The sequence below is a fragment of the Dyadobacter sp. OTU695 genome (genome assembly GCF_038440355.1).
Classification (GTDB): Bacteria; Bacteroidota; Bacteroidia; order Cytophagales; family Spirosomataceae; genus Dyadobacter.
Window position 1 is genome coordinate 379,468 of record NZ_JASATN010000005.1, and the last position, 20,120, is coordinate 399,587.

Annotated in this window: 11 protein-coding genes; 1 reads left to right on the top strand and 10 read right to left on the bottom strand. The window is 50.5% G+C overall.

Annotated features, from left to right (window positions below; all coding sequences use genetic code 11):
- Positions 1-16: 16 nt before the first annotated feature.
- Positions 17-676 (top strand): NAD(P)-dependent oxidoreductase, encoded by a 660-nt coding sequence (locus tag AAHB90_RS13080; RefSeq protein ID WP_342085611.1) that lies wholly within the window; start codon positions 17-19, stop codon positions 674-676.
- Positions 677-705: 29 nt separating this feature from the next.
- Here AAHB90_RS13080 and AAHB90_RS13085 read toward each other — a convergent pair whose 3' ends face one another.
- The 10 genes from AAHB90_RS13085 to AAHB90_RS13130 all read right to left on the bottom strand — a co-directional run bounded on the left by AAHB90_RS13085 (position 706) and on the right by AAHB90_RS13130 (position 19,595).
- Positions 706-1,266, bottom strand: coding sequence for a sigma-70 family RNA polymerase sigma factor (locus tag AAHB90_RS13085; protein WP_342085612.1), 561 nt, complete (start codon positions 1,264-1,266; stop codon positions 706-708).
- Positions 1,267-1,369: 103 nt separating this feature from the next.
- Positions 1,370-4,342 (bottom strand): amidohydrolase family protein, encoded by a 2,973-nt coding sequence (locus AAHB90_RS13090; RefSeq protein ID WP_342085614.1) that lies wholly within the window; start codon positions 4,340-4,342, stop codon positions 1,370-1,372.
- A 38-nt stretch (positions 4,343-4,380) separates the two neighbouring features.
- On the bottom strand, positions 4,381-5,895 hold the full coding sequence (locus AAHB90_RS13095) for a M20/M25/M40 family metallo-hydrolase (RefSeq protein ID WP_342085616.1): 1,515 nt from the start codon (positions 5,893-5,895) through the stop codon (positions 4,381-4,383).
- Between the two features lie 13 nt (positions 5,896-5,908).
- Positions 5,909-8,944, bottom strand: coding sequence for an amidohydrolase family protein (locus AAHB90_RS13100; protein ID WP_342085617.1), 3,036 nt, complete (start codon positions 8,942-8,944; stop codon positions 5,909-5,911).
- A 39-nt stretch (positions 8,945-8,983) separates the two neighbouring features.
- On the bottom strand, positions 8,984-10,438 hold the full coding sequence (locus tag AAHB90_RS13105) for a SusD/RagB family nutrient-binding outer membrane lipoprotein (protein WP_342085619.1): 1,455 nt from the start codon (positions 10,436-10,438) through the stop codon (positions 8,984-8,986).
- A 52-nt stretch (positions 10,439-10,490) separates the two neighbouring features.
- Positions 10,491-14,105 (bottom strand): SusC/RagA family TonB-linked outer membrane protein, encoded by a 3,615-nt coding sequence (locus AAHB90_RS13110; protein WP_342085620.1) that lies wholly within the window; start codon positions 14,103-14,105, stop codon positions 10,491-10,493.
- A 205-nt stretch (positions 14,106-14,310) separates the two neighbouring features.
- Entirely contained in the window at positions 14,311-15,306 is a 996-nt protein-coding gene (locus AAHB90_RS13115; protein WP_342085621.1) for a FecR family protein, read from the bottom strand.
- A gap of 329 nt (positions 15,307-15,635) precedes the next feature.
- Entirely contained in the window at positions 15,636-17,984 is a 2,349-nt protein-coding gene (locus AAHB90_RS13120) for a protein kinase domain-containing protein (RefSeq protein WP_342085622.1), read from the bottom strand.
- 13 nt (positions 17,985-17,997) lie between these two features.
- On the bottom strand, positions 17,998-18,876 hold the full coding sequence (locus AAHB90_RS13125) for a hypothetical protein (RefSeq protein WP_342085623.1): 879 nt from the start codon (positions 18,874-18,876) through the stop codon (positions 17,998-18,000).
- Between the two features lie 290 nt (positions 18,877-19,166).
- On the bottom strand, positions 19,167-19,595 hold the full coding sequence (locus tag AAHB90_RS13130; RefSeq protein ID WP_342085624.1) for a hypothetical protein: 429 nt from the start codon (positions 19,593-19,595) through the stop codon (positions 19,167-19,169).
- Positions 19,596-20,120 lie beyond the last annotated feature (525 nt).

The following is a 20,120-nucleotide window of genomic DNA, read 5'->3' on the forward strand; positions in this document are numbered from 1 at the left end:
AACAAATTATCCAGTTATGAAAAATAATCAAGAAAGTACTGGCTATGAGATAGCCGTGCTGGGGGCCAATGGCGGGATTGGCCGACAAGTGGTAGAGCTGGCCCTGAAAGAAGGTCACAAAGTGACAGCCATTCTACGAAACCCTGCGAATATGACTCTGCAACACGAGAATCTTGTCATCGTCAAAGGGGATATTCTGGATCCCGAATCCATCGCAGCGCATCTTGAAAATAAAGACGCAGTCATTTCCGCTATCGGTAAAAATTCGGTAAAGCGAACGACATTATACTCCCAGGGCAGCCAAAACCTTATTGAGCTGCTAAAAAATACCAATTCAAAAAGGGTGTTTTTCATTTCCGCCTCAGGCCTGGAAGTTAATCCGACCCACTCCTTGCAGATACAGCTTTTGACCAGGTTTGTCTTACAAAAGATCCTGAGACATATGTATACCGATCTGCGGAAAATGGAAGGGATCGTAAAGCAATGCGGGCTGGAATGGACGATTATGCGCCCTCCCCAGCTTACAGATAAGGCACTGACAGGCAATTATCGTTTTGAAGTAAATCATTTTCTGCCCAACGCTCTGAAAATATCTCGGGCTGACCTGGCGCATTTCATCCTGCATAATGTGGGCAATCAGCAAATCATCAAGGCCACGGTAGAGGTGGCGTATTGATGGGGCCAGAAATGGTCAACCAACATCGGTTAACGTAGATAAACGACCAGTTCCTGTCTGAGAAATGCGATAGTCCGGGAAATATGGGCTTCGACGGTCTTGACAGAGATCCCCATTTTGTCTGCTATTTTACCATAGGTGAGCCCTTTATGTCGGTTAAGGAGGTAAGCCTGCTGTGTCTTCGGAGGGAGCTTGGCCAGCGCGGCATCATGCATCAGTCGTAGCTCGGCCTCGTCCAGGCTTTCACAGAGGGTGTTGTCCGGGACGTCACACATGTCTGTTTCCCGGGAAAAAACCAGTACGGTTTTTTTCTTTCTGGAAAGCACGCGGATCGCATAGTTGCGCGCCATCACAATGAAATAGGCCTTAAAGTTAGCGATCTGGTGCCCCTGAAGCTGCGCCCTGGTTTCCCAGAGCAAGACAAAGATATCCTGGACCCAGTCCTTGATCTGCTCAGAGTCATCCGAATAGCGCATCAGGATTCGGACCAGGGTCGAATAATATTTGTTAAACAATATTTTGAATGCCTCTGTATCGTCCGCCGCGATCAGTTCAACGAGCTGGTCATCGGAAAATGTTGATTTATTCATATTTTTTATCGTTGAAATAGAAGTATTATCGAAATATTATTCCGTGTTAATCATTTTATTAAATATAATATATTCTATTGCAAATACTTTACAGTATAATGTATCATTTTACTGTTGTAATGTCTTTAATATCCAGGTATTGCCCGTTTTTGATGACCGCCTTTACATTCAGAAGATCCTTGATCTTCCTTAACGGGTCGCCGTCGACGATCACCAGGTCGGCTAGCTTGCCAGGTTGAATCGTACCCAAGTCGTCGCCAGCCCCTGCCTGTTGGGCAGACCATTGGGTCGCAGCGCGGAGGGTTTCGAAGGGTGAAAGGCCGGCAGCTACCCAGCTTTGGAGCTCGGCATGATAGCTTAATCCTGACGGTATGATCGGAGAATCCGTCCCCGGTGTCAGTCTGGCTCCTGACCTCATCAGCCGCACGATCGTTTTTTCGATGTTTGGATAGGTCCTGCTTGATCCCCGGGCTCTCGCAGCCGCAGATCTGAGTTCCTGTTTTTGCTTCTCTGAGTAAAACGCCGGAAACTGCCAATGGTCGAAAAATAAACTATCGCCGGATACCAACGCATTCAGTCCTCCGTGAAGGGAAATTGTGGGCGTCATGTAAATGCCGGATTGTGCCGTCAGTGCCAGGACATCCTGATAGCTCATGTTCAATGCCGTTAGTTTGGGCGAATATCCCCGCCGGCTCGTGGCCCCGATGTGCTCTACGCCGTCGACGCCAAGGCCAGCGGCCGGATATATCTCGTGTGACGACACCGGTAAGCCGTGCGCGTGGGCAAACTCTGTGATCCGTTTTTGTAAAATATCCGGCAACCCTACGTAAGTTTTGATCATATCGTAACCTAATGTGACCGCGCGGCCGAGTTCCAGTTCCAGTTGAGCACCTGCTATATTGCTGGTATTGCGATTATAATAGATCCTGCTTCCTTCCATATGGCCGCCGGTGAAAAAACTCCTCGGTCCCAGGCGCTTACCGCTGACCCACGACTCTTTCCGCTCTAATGCGTCATAAGGGTCGGTTCCGGGCTCCCTGATCGAAGTCACACCATATGCCAGCCATAATCTGCCGCCCTTTTCGCCCAGTTGCGCATTCTGATGGGTATGCATTTCAAAAAGCCCGGGGATCACGGTTTGTTGCGAAGCGTCGATCACCTTTTCTTTCCGACCTGCCTGATGCGGCACAATCTCCTTGATTCGGTTTCGCTCGATGACGATGTCGGCATTCTCTATGTATTTGTCTGATACACCATCGAAAATCTTTCCCGCGTGGATCACTTGCCGACCTATGGGCTGTTGTGGGTTCCAGTTAAATTCCATATTCAGCGGCTCTATGCGTCCGTCGGAAACGGTAACTCTTTTGAGCTTGTCGGTGGCCAGGAAGACAATGCTTTTCGAATCACCCGTCCAGCTGGGATTCTCCGCGAGTTCGTGCGTCAGCTGAACCGGCGCCCCGAGGATATTCAGCCGGGCATCCACCTGGACGGTCCAGAGTACATTATCCAGGATGTAGGCGATCGACTTGCCATCGGGGGAAATCACTGGACCATTTTTGCCGCGCGTGGCCAGCGAGCGTCCCGGAACCGGGGAAGCAAAACGCGCCCCGGACCGATCGGATGCAATGATCAGGAATTTACTGATCCCCTCACGAAAACGGCTGGAATACGGGTCGAGTGAGGAGACCACCAGGTATTTGCCCTCCTTGGACCAACTAGGCTGCGAGGCTTCGAATAGTCCGTCATAAAGATTTGCAACTTTTCGGGTTTTAACATCGATCACGCTGAGGCTGCTACGACTGTAAGCATTCGGGTCAGCCTGATAGAACGCGATCCGGGCACCATCGGCCGACCAGCTGGGAAATTTCAGGTTATCCATCGCATCCAGCAGGCATAGCTCTTTCCCGGTGCTTATTTCCCTGATCCAGAGATCCATATTACCGTTCTTGTCGCTTGTATAGGCCAACCACTTATCGTCGGGAGACCAGACCGGGTCAATATCGATGAATACGTCGTTGGTGATCTGTACGGGCCTGGATTTCCCGGGTTCCAGAATCCAGATATCTCCCAGCGCGGCAAATGCTACGAATTGACCGCTGTTGGAGACGACGGGCCCACGGATACCTTGCACCGGTCTAGGCGCCGCATCGTCGAAATGATGTTTTTTAGGCACATATTTGTCCCGGGCCAGGGCCACTTCGGCTTTAAAAGCGATCGTTTTCGTACTGCTGGCCCCTATTTTTCCAAGCTTGATCTGTCCGTCGCCGGTATACAGATATTCGGTTTGTGACAGCCAGGCCGTCTTGAACGGGAATACGTCCTCGGTGCCGCCCGACAGGGTTTGCCAGTCGCCGCCGCCCGTTTTTACCATTTCAAGTTGGCTTGCGTTCGGGACAAGGCTATTGAAAATGATTCGCTGACCGTCGGGATGCCAAACCGGTGAGGCCAGTTTTTCTTTGCTGTGAACAAACAGCTGATGATTTCCCTCTGGGTCCTGTATGTAGATACCCGCAGCTGCGGAGCGCTCGGATACGTAGGCGATGCTTTTACCATCGCCGCTGAACGAGGGGAAATAGTCATTGCCGGGATGCGAGGTCAGTTGTAGCAGGCTGTCGGTTTCCAAAACAAGTTTCCAGATATCGTAATTGCCGCTGCGGTCGGAAGAGAACGCGATATTTGTCCCGTCAGGCGACCAGTAAGGCTCACGGTCATGATAGATTCCGCTGGTAAGCTGCCGAAGCCCGCTGCCATCCTTATTGATTTTCCAGATATGAAAATTACCGTCCCGATAGGATTGAAAGGCGATCTGAGTCCCGTCGGGTGACCATGTGGGTTGCCGGCAGTCGCCAAGCGCGTCGGTAATGGCTTTTGCCTTTCCGCCGGTTACCGGCAGCACCCATATCGTTCCCTGAAGATCCATTGCGATCGTTTGCTTGTCGGGAGAAAGCGCGATGGCCATATTGGTCCCTTCGGTGAGGGTAACTTTTACTGAATCGATAGGCGGCTGCGGGGATCCGATGACCGCAGGTGCTAAATGCAAAATGCCCGCCAGCATGATAATTGTGCTGGCAGACATTAACTTAAAAACGATGGAGCGAATTTGCCGATAACGGGTCATTGATCAACAGGTGTCGTTAAAATTGAGTAGCAGGTTTTGATACCGGACCTGAGATTGCCCAGCCGGAGGTTTTCATTGGGGCTATGCTGGTTATTATCCATATTTACAAGCGGTACAATCACCGCAGGCACGCCCAGGGTTTGTATAAACGGCACTACCGGCACCGACCCACCCATGATGCGTATGATGACAGGATCGGTGTGAAAGGCGGTAGTCATACATTTTTTCAGCCAGTTCCCTATCGGCGAGTTGATTTCGGTCCGAAAAGCCGGGGAGCCGCCGCCACCTCCATCCATAAAAACCAGTTTAGAATACCGTAATCTTTCGTCCTTGGTTGGGACATGGTCAACTACCTGGTAGCCCAGGCCCTCCAGATGCGTTTTTACAAGCCCGGTCATTCTTTTCCCGTCGGTTTCTGGCACGAGCCTGATGCCAAATTCGGCAATGGCCTGCTCCGGTATGATCGAGCCGCCCCCCTTCCCGACCACCGCCGCTTTCAGGCCCCGGATATTCAGGGAGGGGTACTGCATCGATTCCTGATAGTTTTTTCCTACTTTTTCTTCTGCCGCGATTTGCAGCCTCTCGTTAATGTCGGCCGTCACATCGGGTACGGCGGCCATTATCCTCGTCGCCTGATCGTCGAATGTAATGCCGTCATAAAAGCCTTTAATCAAAACCCGGCCATCTTCATCTTTCATCGAGGCGATTATCCTGGATAGACTAAATGTCGGATCAGGCGAGTAATTTCCGAAATGCCCGCTGTGCTGCTGGGTGACTGCCCCATAGGTCGTCAGTGAAAAGCCAGTACCGCCCCGGCAGCCGAACGTCAGGGTGGGAAGGTTCGACGAATGCATAGGGCCATCCATAACGATCAGGTAGTCGGCGGCCAGCTCAGTCTTGTAACTTGCCAGCGCGCCTTTAAGCCCTGGGGACCCTTTTTCTTCCTCACAATCCAAAACCACTTTAATATTGAATGGCGGTTGCTGCTTCTGTTGGCCGAGCATATCCATAGCCTGCAAAAACATGATAATGGGGCCTTTGTCGTCTGAAGTCGATCGTCCGAAAAGCCGCCACTCGTCGTTAATCTTTCCGTTCCGAAGCATCGACCAATCGATTTGGCTGAATGTACCAGCCTGGTCTTTTTCCTTCAACACGGTCCCGTAGGCATTTTCCTGAAACCATTCCTGCTGCCGTACCGCCTGACCATCCAGATGAAAATAAAAGAGCACTGTCTTCCGATTACCCTGAAAAGCCTTGTTAGCCAAAAAAAGGGGCATTTTATCCGTTTTAAGCACAAAGGTTTCAAAACCTCTTTTCGTGAAAGCATTCCGGGCCCAATCCACATTTTTGTCAATATCCTCAGCCACCAGCGCATCATTCGGGATAGCCACAAACTCTTTCAGTTCCTCGATGGCCGGCAGCATCCGTTCGCTAACAAGCTGATCGTTTCGCTGGGCTACGCCCGAAAGGCAGACCAATGCAAAAAGGGCCGTGATTAGTAGGTTCCTCATGATCATCGGGCGGTTAGTTGCTTGAATGAGAACCCTGCAATACCGCTTTACCCTGTTGGACCCTTGCTTTCAGAATATCCTCAATACCGAATATTTCACCATTCCGGATTACCGTTTGCACGTTGAGGACATCCTTGATGTTTTTAAGCGGATCCCCGTCGACGATAACCATATCGGCCAGCTTTCCGCTCTCCAAAGTACCCAGGTCTTTGGCAACGCCCAGTGCCTCGGCCGAATACAGCGTAGCCGCCCGCAGCGTCTGAAAGGGCGAGACGCCGCCGTCAACCCAACTTTGTAACTCGGCATGGTAGCTGATCCCCGGATGTATAATCGGGGAATCAGTGCCGGGCGTGACGTGCCCTCCGCGTTCTACCATGGTTTTGACCGTTTTCTGGATATTTGAAAATGTGGTTAAAAAGGCCGGATTGCTCTTGGTTCGCAGACTTGTTTGCGCTTTTATCTGCTCTACGACGGATGGGCCATAGAATGCCGCGAATTGTTTATGCTCGAAGAAGGCCGGGTCCTTGTCAACCAGCATGGGCATCCCGCCTTGCAGAGATGCGGTCGGCGTGATATTCATCCCTGACCGGATAAGCAGCTCGGTAACATCCTGATACGAATTATTCAGGGTAGTCAGCTTGGGCGAGTACCCCCTGCGGCTTGTCGCGCCCATATGTTCTACTGCATCCACGCCATAGCGCGTTGCGGGATAAATTTCGTGGGAAGACACCGGTACGCCAATCGAATGCGCGAAAGCCGTGATGCGCTGCTGCATCAGATCGGGCATCCGCACGTAGGTTTTAATCATATCGAAACCGAGTCGCTTTGCCTTTTCCAGTTCCAGCTCCAGTTGCGCACCGGGAACATTGCCTATGTTCATCCCATAATAAATACGACTACCGTCCAGAATACCACCTGTATAAAAATCGCGGGGCCCTACCCTGCGCCCGCTGACCCAGGATTCTTTCCGTTCGATGACGTCGTAAGGGTCGCCCCCTGGTTCGCGGATCGTGGTAATGCCATAGCTCAGCCATAACCTGCCCAGAGGCTCGCCCGCAGTGGCCGACTGATGTGTATGCATTTCGATCAGGCCGGGGATCACTGTCCGGGAAGAAGCGTCTATAAGTTTCCCTGTCCGCCCGGGCTTGTGCTGTTCTACACTAATGATACGGTTGCCTTCCACGACCAGGTCGACATTGTTGCGGTAACCGTCCGTTTTCCCGTCAAAAAGTTTTCCGGCATGAATGACATAACGCCCCGCGGGTTGCCGTGCCTTATAGTTGAGCTTAACCGGAATGGTCTCTGTGCCCCCACTTACCACGGAGACCTTTTTGAGCACATCGATCGCCATGTATACGATGCTTTTCGAATCGCCCGTCCAGCTTGGACTTTCGGCCAACTCGTTAGTCAGCCTGCGGGGAGCGGCAAGCAGGTCTCCATTTCCGTCTACTGCGACCGTCCAGAGCACACCATCCATCGAAAATGCGAATTTACTGCCGTCCGGCGACCAGTAGGGGCCGTTCTTCCCGCGGGTAGAGAGCGTCCTCTCGTTGATAGGCGTCACATAGCGGTAGCTTTTATCGGCGGTCGAAATGAGCAGGAATTTGCTTACCCCCTCCCGATAGCGGGTCGAGTAAGGAACCAGCGAAGATATAACAATGTACTTACCATCAGGCGACCAGCTGGGCTGGGAGCCGTCGAAGACCGGTTCGAAAACAGTTGTGGATTTGCCGGAAACAATATCGATGACCCTGAGTGAAGAACGACCAAAAACCGAAGGGTCCTTTTGATAATAGGCGATTTGCTTTCCGTCGGCCGACCATGATGGCAGCGTCAGGGGATCATCGGCATCCAGCAACAAGGCCTCTTTGCCTGTCGCCATTTCCCGTACGTACAAGTCCATGTCACCCTGACGGTCGCTCAGGTACGCAAGCTGTTTGCCGTCGGCCGACCATGCCGCATCGATCTCAATAAATTCATCATTCGTCAACGGTACCGGAACGGGGTTGCCTTTTTTTAACAGATACATATCGCCCAATGCGGTAAAAGCGACGTTATTGCCGTCGGGTGAGACCACGGGACCACGGATACCTTTAACGGGCAGGCTGCTTGTGGCATTGAAATCGTATTTTTTGGATACGTAGGGCTTTCTTCCCAATGTCAGCTCCGCAGAAAAAGGTATCGAGACTTTTTGCCCATCCCCGAGCTTGCCGCGATTGATCTTGCCGTCGGACGTGTAGAGATATTCGGTATCGGAAATCCAGCTGACTTTGAAAGGAAACACATCCTCGCCGCTTGCGGAAAGGGTTATCCATTCCCCTCCGCCGACCATAGCCATGTCCAGCACCGTTTTACCCTCGATAAAATTGTGGAAAACGATTTTCGGCAGGCTCGGATGCCAGGCAGGGGCACCAAGCTTTCCGGTGGTGGTCAAAAACAGTTTTTCCTTGCCTGAACCATCCATGATGTAAATCCCCGGAGCTGCGCTTCTTTCCGATACATAGCTAATCTGTGAGCCGTCTGGAGAGAATGCAGGAAAGTAATCGTTTCCCGGGTCAGTCGTAAGCTGGGTGAGCTTACCGCTTGCCGGTTCGAGTTGCCAGATGTCGTAGTTGCCACTTCTGTCGGAAGAAAAAAGGAGTCGGGTACCGTCCGGCGACCAGCAGGGCTCGCGGTCGTCGAAGCTGCCGAAGGTGTGCTGCACAGGAACTCCGCCGTCCTTGCCAACCGAATAGATGTGAAAATTGCCGTCCCAGAAAGCCTGGAAGGTAATTTTGGAACCATCAGGAGCCCAGGCCGGCTGGCGGCAATCGCCAAATTCGTCGGTCACAGGGCGGGCACCACCACCACTGGCCGGAATGGTAAAAATGGTGCCCTGCAAATCCATCGCAATGGTCTTTTTGTCGGGCGAAAGGGCAATGGCCAGGTTAGTCCCTTCTGTAAGGGTTACTTTCACCGAGTCAGCCGTCGACGCCGCAACTTTGAGGGCGAACAGCACCATCTGCACGAAAAGCAGCAACCCTATTTTTTGATTCTGAGAAAAGATCATTCGGTTATGGATCGGTTTGGCAGATTACAAAACAATTTATTAAAGATTTACGGGCGTTTTTACAAATACCCCGGGGACCGGGCGCGGGGCGCTGGTATTGGAATTTACTTCCGCTTCGCTGTAAATCATCCGTTCAGGCAAAGCGGTGCCTGCGTTGGGAGACAGTTTCACGGCCACAGCTTCTTTCCTGGTCCTTCTCAGGTCATTAAAGCCTAATATTTGCCCGTTAAAGGTCAGGTACCTTTCCATCAGGATTTCGCGCAACAATGCTTGCTCGGCCTGAATGCCGTCTTTATTGAGCAAACCGCCCGGCGCGAAATCGCCTGCAATGTAGGGTTCGTAGCGGTAAGTGTAAGTTTTGTAGGTCGGGTCAAGATCCCCGCCGGCGTTCAGATACGCCCGGAAAGCGTTGAGTTTTTCCAGGCCGGTCGCCAGCCCGCCGCTTCTCAACCCGGCTTCGGCCAACGTGAGCAAATTCTCGGAAAAAGTGATTAATGGATAGGGTGCCGATTGACCGAAGAGTCCTCGGGAGGTAGTCGAGCTGTTGGTATTGGGTGAGACGGGGATCTGCGTACCACTGGCATTTACTGTAATGAAATGATGGTTGTAACGGGCAGTTTCGTCTGTTTTGGCATTGCCGCGGTAATCCGGGCTAGCCGGGTTCAATAATTTCGGTGCCAGCGCCAATGCCGCATTGATATCTCCTACCCGGTTTCTGGCGATGAAAGCGTACATCAGGTTTTCATTGACGTTCAGCGTGTTGCCATGCGTGACCACCAGCGAGCGCCCCGGGCCTGCGATCCCCTTGCCCGCTGCGGCATAAGCGAGCTGATATTCCCTTGTTTCCATGTAGAACCGGGATTTGAGTGTATAGGCGGCTTCCTTCCACTTACCGGCATCTCCCTGGAAAAAAATATCGGCTGCTCCGGGAGACGTACCAATGCCCGATTCAAGATCGGCAATAGCCTCGTCGAGCAGCGTCTGCAGTTTTTTATAGACTTCGATTTGCGGCTCGAAAGCCGGGTTGGGGAACTTTGCGATGTCGGCAGCCTCTGAAAAGGGGACATCGCCCCAGCACGCCGCAGCAGTACCCAACGCATGGGCACGGGTGACCTTGGCGATACCCTGCACGAGTCTGTTGTTGGTAGCTTGGGATTTGGCTATCACCAGCTTGGTTTGCTCTACCACGCCCTGGTATACGAACTGCCAGACATCATTGAATGAAGCCCCCGTCACGTTGTAGCTGTAAATGTCCTTGTACTGACGGTCGGTACCGGTAAAGTATCCAGACCACATTGCGGCTACGCGCGCCAGGTGGCCTTCCTGTACCGAAACATTTCCCAGTTGGGCGCCGGTCAGGATTAAGGTGGCAGAGGCGTCGGTGGGATTGTTCAGGTCGGTATTCATGTTATCGACCAGTGATTCGCAGGAGATGAGTCCGGCTCCCAGGATCATACCTGCAATTTTTATGAGTTTCCTTCTCGTCGTTTTCATCGTGATTTATCAATGTAAATGCTTTGAAATGGATGCTACGGGTTGCGAAATGCTAGTAGTTTACTTTAATGGTAAACAAATAGGAACGCGTACCGGGCGTATTAAAGTAATCCATATTGCGGCCGGCGGGCCCTCCGGAAAGGTTGGTATCCGGATCGATGCCTTCTACTTTTGTCCACAAAAACAGGTTACGGCCTGTGACCGAAAACTCCACCGATTGCAGTTTGGTAGCTTTCCGGAACGCATCCGAGTCCAGTCGGTAAGAAAGCGAAAGTTGCCGCAGGCGAGTCCAGCTCCCATCTTCTACAAACTGCTGTTTCAATGATCCAAATCCGCTTCCCAGCGTGGTATACCAGCTTTCGTCCAGTAGCACAGGGCCTGCACCAAAGTCTTTCAGGTTCCCCCGTACGGTCGTGCCGGCGGGAATGGTTTTGCCTGCGTAATTTTTCGTGTCGGCGGCAAGCGTGACCTCGTTGCCCGTATCACGGTGCGTGCCGAAATTATACATAACGCCCCGGGTACCGCTGAAATAGTCGCCCCCCTGCGAAGTTTCAAAGAGTACGTCCAGGCTAAATTTCTTATAGGACAATGTGGTTCCGAAACCGCCAATCCAGTCCGGGTTCGGATTACCGACTACGCCCGTGACCGGATCGGCCACCGGAAACCCATTGGCGTCGAGCGTGATCGACCCATCTTCCTTTAACAAATAACGGCTACTCCAGAACACCCCGGTAGGTTGTCCGACAACGGCGCGCGCATCCAGAAAATTTTCGATACCTCCTACCAGGTACAGCGACTGCGTGCCGGCCAGATCGAGCACTTTACTGCGGTTCCGGGTGAAATTACCGCGGACGGACCAGTTAAAGCCACCTTTACGGATTACCTCATAGGACAGATCCATTTCTAAGCCTTTGTTTTGAAGTACTGCCGCATTGGTGTACTTGGTGGCGAAGCCCGTGCTGGGTGCCAGCGTTACCGGTACCAGTACGTCGCGTATCTTGTTGTTGTAATAGGTCAGGCCTAGTTTCAGACGGTTGTCGAGCAGGCGCATGTCCAAACCGATTTCATATTCCGTCTTTCTCTCGGGTTTGAGGTATTGGTCCCCCAGAGAGCTACCCTGTGTATAGGCGCCGTTTCCGAATTGGGAACCGACCAGGTTATCGCCCCAAGGGTTAGCATTGTAAGCCGTGGGAGAATAAATGGTATTGGAACGGTATGGAAGCGGCTGCACCCCCACCACGCCGTACGACGCCCGCAGCTTGGCGAAATTAATGGCCTCAACCCGATCCATCCATTTCAGCCTGGTGAAAACCCAGGCCACGTCCGCCGAAGGATAGTAGAAGGTCTTCTCGGAAAGCGCCCCGAAAGACGAGGCCGATTCTGCGGCTCCAGACAGGTTTAGAAACAATGCTTCATAAGCCGAAAAACTAGCGGTAGCGTATGCCCGGACGGTTCGCACCTCCGTTTTCAGATTGACGGGCGTGCGGTTGAGTGCCGTGGCATTAGCGAAGTTTGCCGGTGCGTCGGCCACCAGAAAATTGGAGATCGTCACACCCATATTGTTATACTTGCGGTTATTGATATTAACACCGGCCACGTAGGTGGAGCTGAAATTGGGTCCGAAATCTTTCGTGGCACGGGCCAGCAGATCGGCGTTCACCTGGGTTTCTTTGGTGACCTGCTCTCTGTACTGGCCGGTTCCCGCACCGGTAATGTCGTTGACCGGGAAGTAATTGATTTGCTCGTCGGAATACGTGTCCAGCCCCGCGCGCGCGACAATGTCGAGCCATTTGGCAGGCTTGATCCCCAATTCGGCACTATTCATAAAACGGTCGACATCGGTCGAGTTCTGCTGTTCGTAGAGTGCCCAGAGCGCGTTGTTGTTAGCCGGATTGATCACGCTTCCGAGGTAGCTCCGGTAGCCACGCTGACGTCCGGTAACAGCCGACGCCGTCGGGCTGGCATAATAGCTTCCCTTGTAATCGGAGATATCGAAGTCTGCCGGGTTGCGTAAAAGGCCTACCATGGCTCCGGCCAGGTTATTGCCGCGCTGGATCCTGTCCGAAAAACTTTTCGTATAGGCAGCCGTCGCGGACATACGCACCACCTCATTGAATTTGCGCTCCACATTCAGTCGCAGTGTGGTGCGGTTGTAGGTGCTATTTCCTCGCTGAACGCCTTTCTGGCGTATGTCGCCGATGCTGAAAAAGTAGGTAGTTTTCTGATCCCCTCCGCTCAGGCTCAACGCATTGTCCATAAAGTGACCGTCGCGAAAAACTTTGTCATAGTTGGAAGAGTTGAAGACATCACGTGAATTCTTTTTGATAATGGGATAATACCTGGTGCCATCAATGGCCTCAAAAAAGGCCCCTGCCGCATTGACCTCATCCGCGCCGCCGGCGCGGTCTGCGATCTTATCCCCCCAGGCGTTGGCCCCGTTGGGATTATACACACCCCCGGCGCCTTGCCCGAACTTGTCCTGAAATGGGTGAAAACGGTTGATCTGGTCGATCGAAAATGTGGAGCTGAAACCGATGTTGAGCTTGTTGCTGTCGGCCCCCTTTTTGGTCGTAATTAAAATTACACCATTTGCTGCGCGTGAACCCCACAAAGCAGCGGCTGAAGCACCTTTCAGTATCTGCATGGAGGCAATATCATTGGGATTGATGTCGTTCAGCCGCGATTGGGGCACTACCCCGCCCGAGGTTCCTCCCTCTGTGGTATTGCTGATTGGAATACCGTCTACTACGATCAGCGGCTGCGTATTGCCTGTGAGCGTGTTCTGGCCGCGTATCTGGATAAACGCGGCAGCGCCCGGATCACCGGCAGCCCTTGACACCTGCACCCCGGCTGCTTTCCCGGCCAGGCCATTGATTACGCTGGTTTCCCCCGACCTTGAAAGCGCTTCTCCGGCAACCTTACTGCTGGTGGAGCCCAACCGGTCGGCAGCCTCCTTGAATCCAGACGCGGTCACCACCACCTCGGACAGGGCCTGCACATTTTCAGCCAGGATTACGTTCACAACAGATTGGTTGGCAATGGCTATCTCCTGCGTAACGTATCCGATGTAGGAGAATACCAGCACGCCATCCGTCGAGGGCACTTCAATTCTGTACCCGCCTTGCTCATCGGTGACCGTGCCAATGTTAGCTCCTTTCAACAATATGTTTACACCTGGAATGCCGTTTCCTGTCGTTTTCTCGGTCACTTTGCCGCTGATACCGAATGCCTTGCTATCGTAATCGGGGCTGGCGTCGACTTTCAGCAGGACATTGGGGGAGTCGCCGGTGTTTTTGACCTGGGTTTTAGGCGTGCTTTCTTCTTTGTAAAGCAGGTAGAACCCTTCACGTGATTTTCGATAATGTATTCTCGAATCTTTCAGAATGGTTTCCAGCATGCTCTCAATCGTGGCATCCTTGCCGGATGATACCAGCAGTTTTCTGTCTATCTGTATCTGGTCAATGAGCCCTGTCTGATAAGCAATTGATACGTTAAATTTGCCTTCAAGCGCTTTAAGCCCATCTTTCAACTGAATGTACTGCGGTTGCTGACGATGGTCAGCCCGGCGGTTTTCCCACAGGTACGAGACCAGCTGTCCCTGAGCGGCGGCCGGATAGTCGATCAGCCACAAAAGCATGCATAGTGCAATCCTGGAAATGTTTTTCATAGTGGTTATCCGTAGTTTAAGTAACGAAACAGGTTATACGTAGCTCCAATGCACGGCCAGGCATGGACCAGTCGACGGCCTTTTCAAACCGGTGACTGTACCAACAGGCTGGGTTAATGATGACAGGGTAAAATGGGGTTTTACACAAAGACTGCGTCCATTTTGCGGCTATGGAGCACAAGGTCTTTCCCCGGAAGCTGGCCGGTTACCGGGCCAGGATCAACTTACTATCTTGCTTAACGAAATGTAATTCAAACAAACTGGCGATATCCTCGATAAGGGTTTGGGCTTGCGTTGAAGTTAGCGGAATAGAGCCGGAGGCTCTTTTGGTCAATAATTCCCGGTCTTCCACCAGTACGGTCACCCCGTAATTTTCTTCGATTTTTTGCAGCATTTCTTCCAGGGAAGTACCGTCAAGCTGCCAGCGTCCCCGTGTCCAGGACGAATAGTTCTCGGGATTGACAACCTGTTTTTCGGTAATTTCCGAGCCGTTCTCATTGACCTGCACCATATCGCCCGGCCTTAGATAAACCTGTTCTTCTTTTCCGGCCAGGCTGAGTCTGATACTTCCTGATTTGAGAACGATGCAACTCCGGGTATGGCGGTCAATGACATTAAACTGCGTCCCCAGCACCTGGATGCTTTTACCATCCGACAAATGAACAACAAAAACGGAGTTCGTCCGAAGGTGCCTAACGTCGAAAAAAGCCTCTCCTTCCAGCCAGACCTCACGCGGACGACCTTCCCACGAAGCTGTATAGTGCAGCCTGCTATTACCATTCAGGACTACTTCGGAGCTATCCGGAAGTATGATGTGACGGGTTTGCCCGTAAGCGGCCGCGGTATGAATTGTTTCCGATTGTTTCAACCGGAACCAGGCAAGTGAACAAACCAGCACCAGGCCTGCGGCTACGGCCAGATAGCTTTTCAGAGTCCGTTGTCTGTTGTATGAAAAGCGATTTTTGACTTTGGCACTGGCATCCGGAAAACGATGCTGTGCGCCGGTCCAGACCTGCGCTTTGGACATCATCAGATCTTCGAAAGTTTCCCGGTCGTTTTCCGGCGTTTCCTCGTTAATCCAATCCAGTGCGCTGGCAGCATTGTCCGGATGCAAAGCAAGCCATTGCTCTACCACCTTGTCCTGTTCGGATGTGGTCTTTCCGGAAAAGTAATGCATCACAAGTTGTTTGGAAACTTCCATGGCAACACCGGTTAGGGAGACATCAACGATCTGACTGCTATCTGTACAGAGACGATTTTATGTGTGACACCCTAAGATCAAATGAAAAATAATTTGCCGGTGGCATGTTGAGAGTGAAATGAGATGCGACACCCAGGCCGCTTCATGGCAACCAGGTATTCCATCATCACGGAAAGGTTACTTGTATCCGGTTGCTAAACCCTAGCTAACAGGAATGATTTATGGGGAAGTTTTAGTGCCCGGTACAATCGTTTTTCATACCCATTCAATTCAGATATGACATTTTTGTCATGATAACCTGACTGAACTACCCATTCTATTGATTCTTTTTATTCGAATAGCGGCATTCGGGCAAACTCCGGACGGTTCAGTTCTTCGAACAAAACCGCTGCGCCGATGTTTCCTTTATACAGACTGTGGTTTTTCATTTGTCCTGAATAGATATGTGGTAGCATTTCTTTTGCTATCCGTGTCGCCTCAGCCAGATAAAAATCATCTTTGGTGGCATTGTAAATACTTAAAAGTGCATAACACTCGCCTGATCTGCCGCAGCACAAGCTGCCATTCATGCCGGCGTTTCCCGCATTCAGAAAGTGGCAGGCCGTCTTTTTGGCTAGTTCCAGAAAACGTTCATCGGATGTGAAATGAAACAATGATGTCCATAGAAACGTGTATCCCGCCGATCCGTGGCACCAACCCGTCCATGAAACCGGCTCGGTATTGGAGATTTCCCACCGGATGCTTCCATTTTCTTCAATGCCGAGATTGACGAGCTGTTCAACTCTTTCGAAAAAATTGACGGGTAAGTTTTGCCCGGAAACTTTGCACCATTTCAAAGTAGCATATAAAATTCCCGCCCAGCCATGGGCTATTCCTCGATAATTAATCGGATTTTTTTCGCCGATCGCTGCATATGAATCAACCATCGACCAGATTTCCTCCGTCACACTTTTGCCAAACGCCAGCAGATCGTTTTTAATGAATCTATCGTATGAAGGCATATTTTCTAAAATAAGCGAACTACCAATCAGAGCAGCCGACTTACCCAGTGTAAGGTCCAGATTTTCACATGGACGCGAGGCATTCATTAAAAAATTGCGAACAGCATTGTAATAGCTCCCATAGTTCCCCGACGCCTGACTGACCATCGCCTGAACCAGGTCTACCCCGCTAGGTGTGTGGTATATGGAGGAATGTCCGACAATAGACGGACTGAGGTCCATATCTTTTGAATAAAATCCATTTTCCGGATCGTGAATATAACCCGCCGCCCGGTCGCTCCATACATCTGCCAGGGCGAGTGTTTCGGGGCTTGAATTCACTAATGCCTTCCGTAGAAACAGGTAGGCAATGCCCGCTGCACCAAAATTGACCGAGCTTTTCGGCGCCATTTGAAGTCCGGTTTTCAAAAGATCCCCTGTAAACCCATAATCGTTCAGAATGGAATCCCGGAAGACCTGCACGGACATTTTCTTGTCTTCGGCAAATCGATCCGGGAAACTTTCCTGCACTTTCATCATGGCTGAATAGAAATCTTCAATGTCTTCATAACGGTCTTCTTTTTCCTTAGCAAGTGCTTTGAAGATCGTTTTTTCAATATTGTTATCCATAATAATGTCCAAAGCTCGGAACGGGACAGGCGTTTCGTTGACAATTTGTGTAAACAGCATTTTTCTGTCGTAAGAAAAATTGAGATACTGCTTACCGGTAAAAGTCTGGTAAAGCAACGCGCTCAAAGCATATTGTTCGCCCGCAAAGGTCGAAGGTGGCGCCGGTTGGGAATTAAGGACGGACTGCGCATATTCAGGTTCGAAGAAGAAACCCAATCCCCCACGCGCGGGAGTTTGCTCTTTGGAAACCATTCTGGAAAGTCCGAAATCGATGATCTTCAATTCGCCTGAATCCGACACGATAATATTGGCCGGATGCACATCCGAGTGAATAATCCCTTGGCTGTGCAGATGCCTGTAAGCATTGAGAATACGACAGGAAATATTGAGCAATGCAAGCACATTGGCTTGATCATGAAGATTGTGATATTTTTCAGCCGCCTGCAAACATGTTTCGCCATCGACCCATTCCATGATCAGATAGTGGTCCGTCTCGTATTCACCATGTTCTATCAGAGCCGGATTAATGGTGTCATCGAGTGTGTTTAGTATATCAATTTCATTGCGGAAATTGGCCAGCAGCTGAGGTGTTTTTTTGCTGGTTTTCAGCAATTTTAGTGCGTATAGCCTGCCATTTTTCTTGATTTTGTAAATTTCCGTGTCAGCCACTCCGTCTAGTTTTGATACGATTTCATAGTCCTTAAACCGGTCACCGGGTTTAAAAAATTGTTTGTTTTTCCCGAAGGTTTCATCATAAGACACCAAAAAACCTTCACTTCGGAGTCTGGTCAGAAAAGTATAGGAGTCTTCCAGGATCGTTTGGGCATCCAGGTTATTCAGCAGCGCATACGTGAAAACACCTTCCGGCAGCGATTTTGGTTTACGAAATTCCTGCAAAAGCGAGGCTGATGACGCGTCAATAATTTTGCTTGTATTTCTTGCGTGGGTATAGGTAATGATGAAGTCGTCCGATTCGTATTCGAATTTAGCGAGCGCCTGTTCCGGTAATGCCTCTACCGGCAGCACCTGCACATCATCCGGCAATATGTATAGTTGATTGGAAGCCATAACTTTAAGTTTTTTAAACAGCCGTCCAGGTCGTTGGATCAACTCCTTCCAGCATCATTTTCTTTAATACAAAATCAACACTTTCCGCAGGGCCCAACTTTTCTGTTTTAGACAAAGAGATGGACGCAGCCAATTTTTCTGTCACAGCCGCCCGCCAGCTTCCACCTTCCCTGTTTTTGAGAACTTCATCGGTAGCGGTGTCCACGCCCCAGGATAACATTCCCCAGTCGTCCAGCGAAGCGGTGAATGGAACGCCCTGCGCCTTGTGCCCTTTTAAAACAGGAACAAGCCGGTCGGCTGCGGCTGCCAAGTGATCGAATTCCGTGAAGTAGGCCACAAACTTGTCGGGACGAAGCAAGCCTTCACGGTTCATACCAATTTTAAAACTGAAAGCGTCGGACCCGGTAAGTACATGAACTGACTTTTCAAATACATCCGGTAGTTCTTCCAAAACCGGGCTGATGTAAATTTTATAGGTGGAATTCGACCTGGCATTGTGCTGCCTTTTTTGCTTCCGGCTCCACGAAATCCAACTGTACTTTTGGTCTGGCTCATGCTTATTCCAATTTTGAAGCAGTTCCCTGTTCAACCGGCTATTTTTGCTGATTCTCAGAAATTCTTCCACTTCCTCAAATGATTTTAGCGCATCGCCAGGCGTAAAAAATAGCGGTACTGTGTTGTATGCGTAAAGCTTGTTTGCCAGCGAAGCGGTATCCACCTCATTCAATTGAACTGCGTACTGAATGGCCCTGGCCGATATTTCTAACAACGGATGTCTTCGATCCGGAACTTGGTTCTGAAACTCGTAAAGGAAGTTCTGCGCGGCAGACCCGGAATAAAAATGCGGTCCAACCTTGATTTCGAAAATCCCCTCCAGTACCAGTTTAGCCATTGTCAGGTTGACTTCGTCATCGTACCCATGCTTAAAATATTGCGGTAATTCACTTTCATTTTGCAAAAAGTAAAACAAGAGCGCGACTTCTTTATAAGCCAGCTTGGCGCTGCCTGCTGCCTCCGTATACTTTCGCCGGAATACGCCAAAGAATTCAGGATCAAGGCTTAAATCAGCAAGAGCGTGAAGCTCTTGCTGATTTAAATTCCCTTGCTCAATCAACTCAAATTCCGGATTTGACCGAAAAGTTGAGTGCAAAAGAAATTTGATATTGATCATCAGATTTGGCTTTATCTGTTTCCCCGTTGCGCACGAACTTCTTCAATGGCTTCCTGCAACTTCTTTTCAAGCATATCCAGCTGATCCGGTGCTTCCTGAATCTTTACATCGACATACTTTTGAAGTTCGGCCAGGTTATTTCTGAATTCGTTGAGCTCGGTTTCTTCCAATTCATCCACCACCTGCTGAACGGGCGTACCGGTTTTCCAGATCGTGAAGTCTGTTGGAATAAGCGACGGTAAATGACTGCATGCAATGACACTGCAACCGCCGCAGGTAAATGCGGGACAAATCGTCGGCCAGTGGCAAAAGCTGTGGCCCGGGCAATTGACCAGGGTCGGATAGGGGCAAACGGATGGACTTATGATCCGGCAGACGGTGATTTTGTTGGGATCAAAATTTACCGTAACGGCAAGGTCCTTGAATTTGAAAGTTTTCATGTCTTTTATTTTTATGTATGGCTAAATGGTGATGCTCCCGACTTTTGTCCGAAAAAGATCAGGAAAACGGTATCTCAAATCTTTCTGGCTATCCCATATCTCACCTCCTTTCATGAAAATTTGCCCTTCGCTTTGTGGTAAACACGAAGTATGTCCACCTGCGTGACTGGCAAAATTATTTGATTTGTTATTTTTTAACCCGACAAAATTATATCCCAAGTAACCCTTTTTTGAGCGTCAGACTACCCGATTTTAAAATCAGGTATTTTGGTGGAAGCAGGTAAAAACACGTTTTACGAAATGGGTATTTTGTTAGTCCGCAAATGCGTATAAACAGCAAAAAGCCCCGATGGGGCTTGCCGGGGCTGAACTTTTCGATCGGGTTTCCAAGGGGATTTCTATTAAGAAACCCAACACCAGAGACAGATTAAAATGAAGGAGTGGTACTCTTGGAAAGATGACAGTAGCCGACTGAGGGACTATAATTGAACTCTGCGAAAAAATGTGTGCGCCCCCCAAACGCAA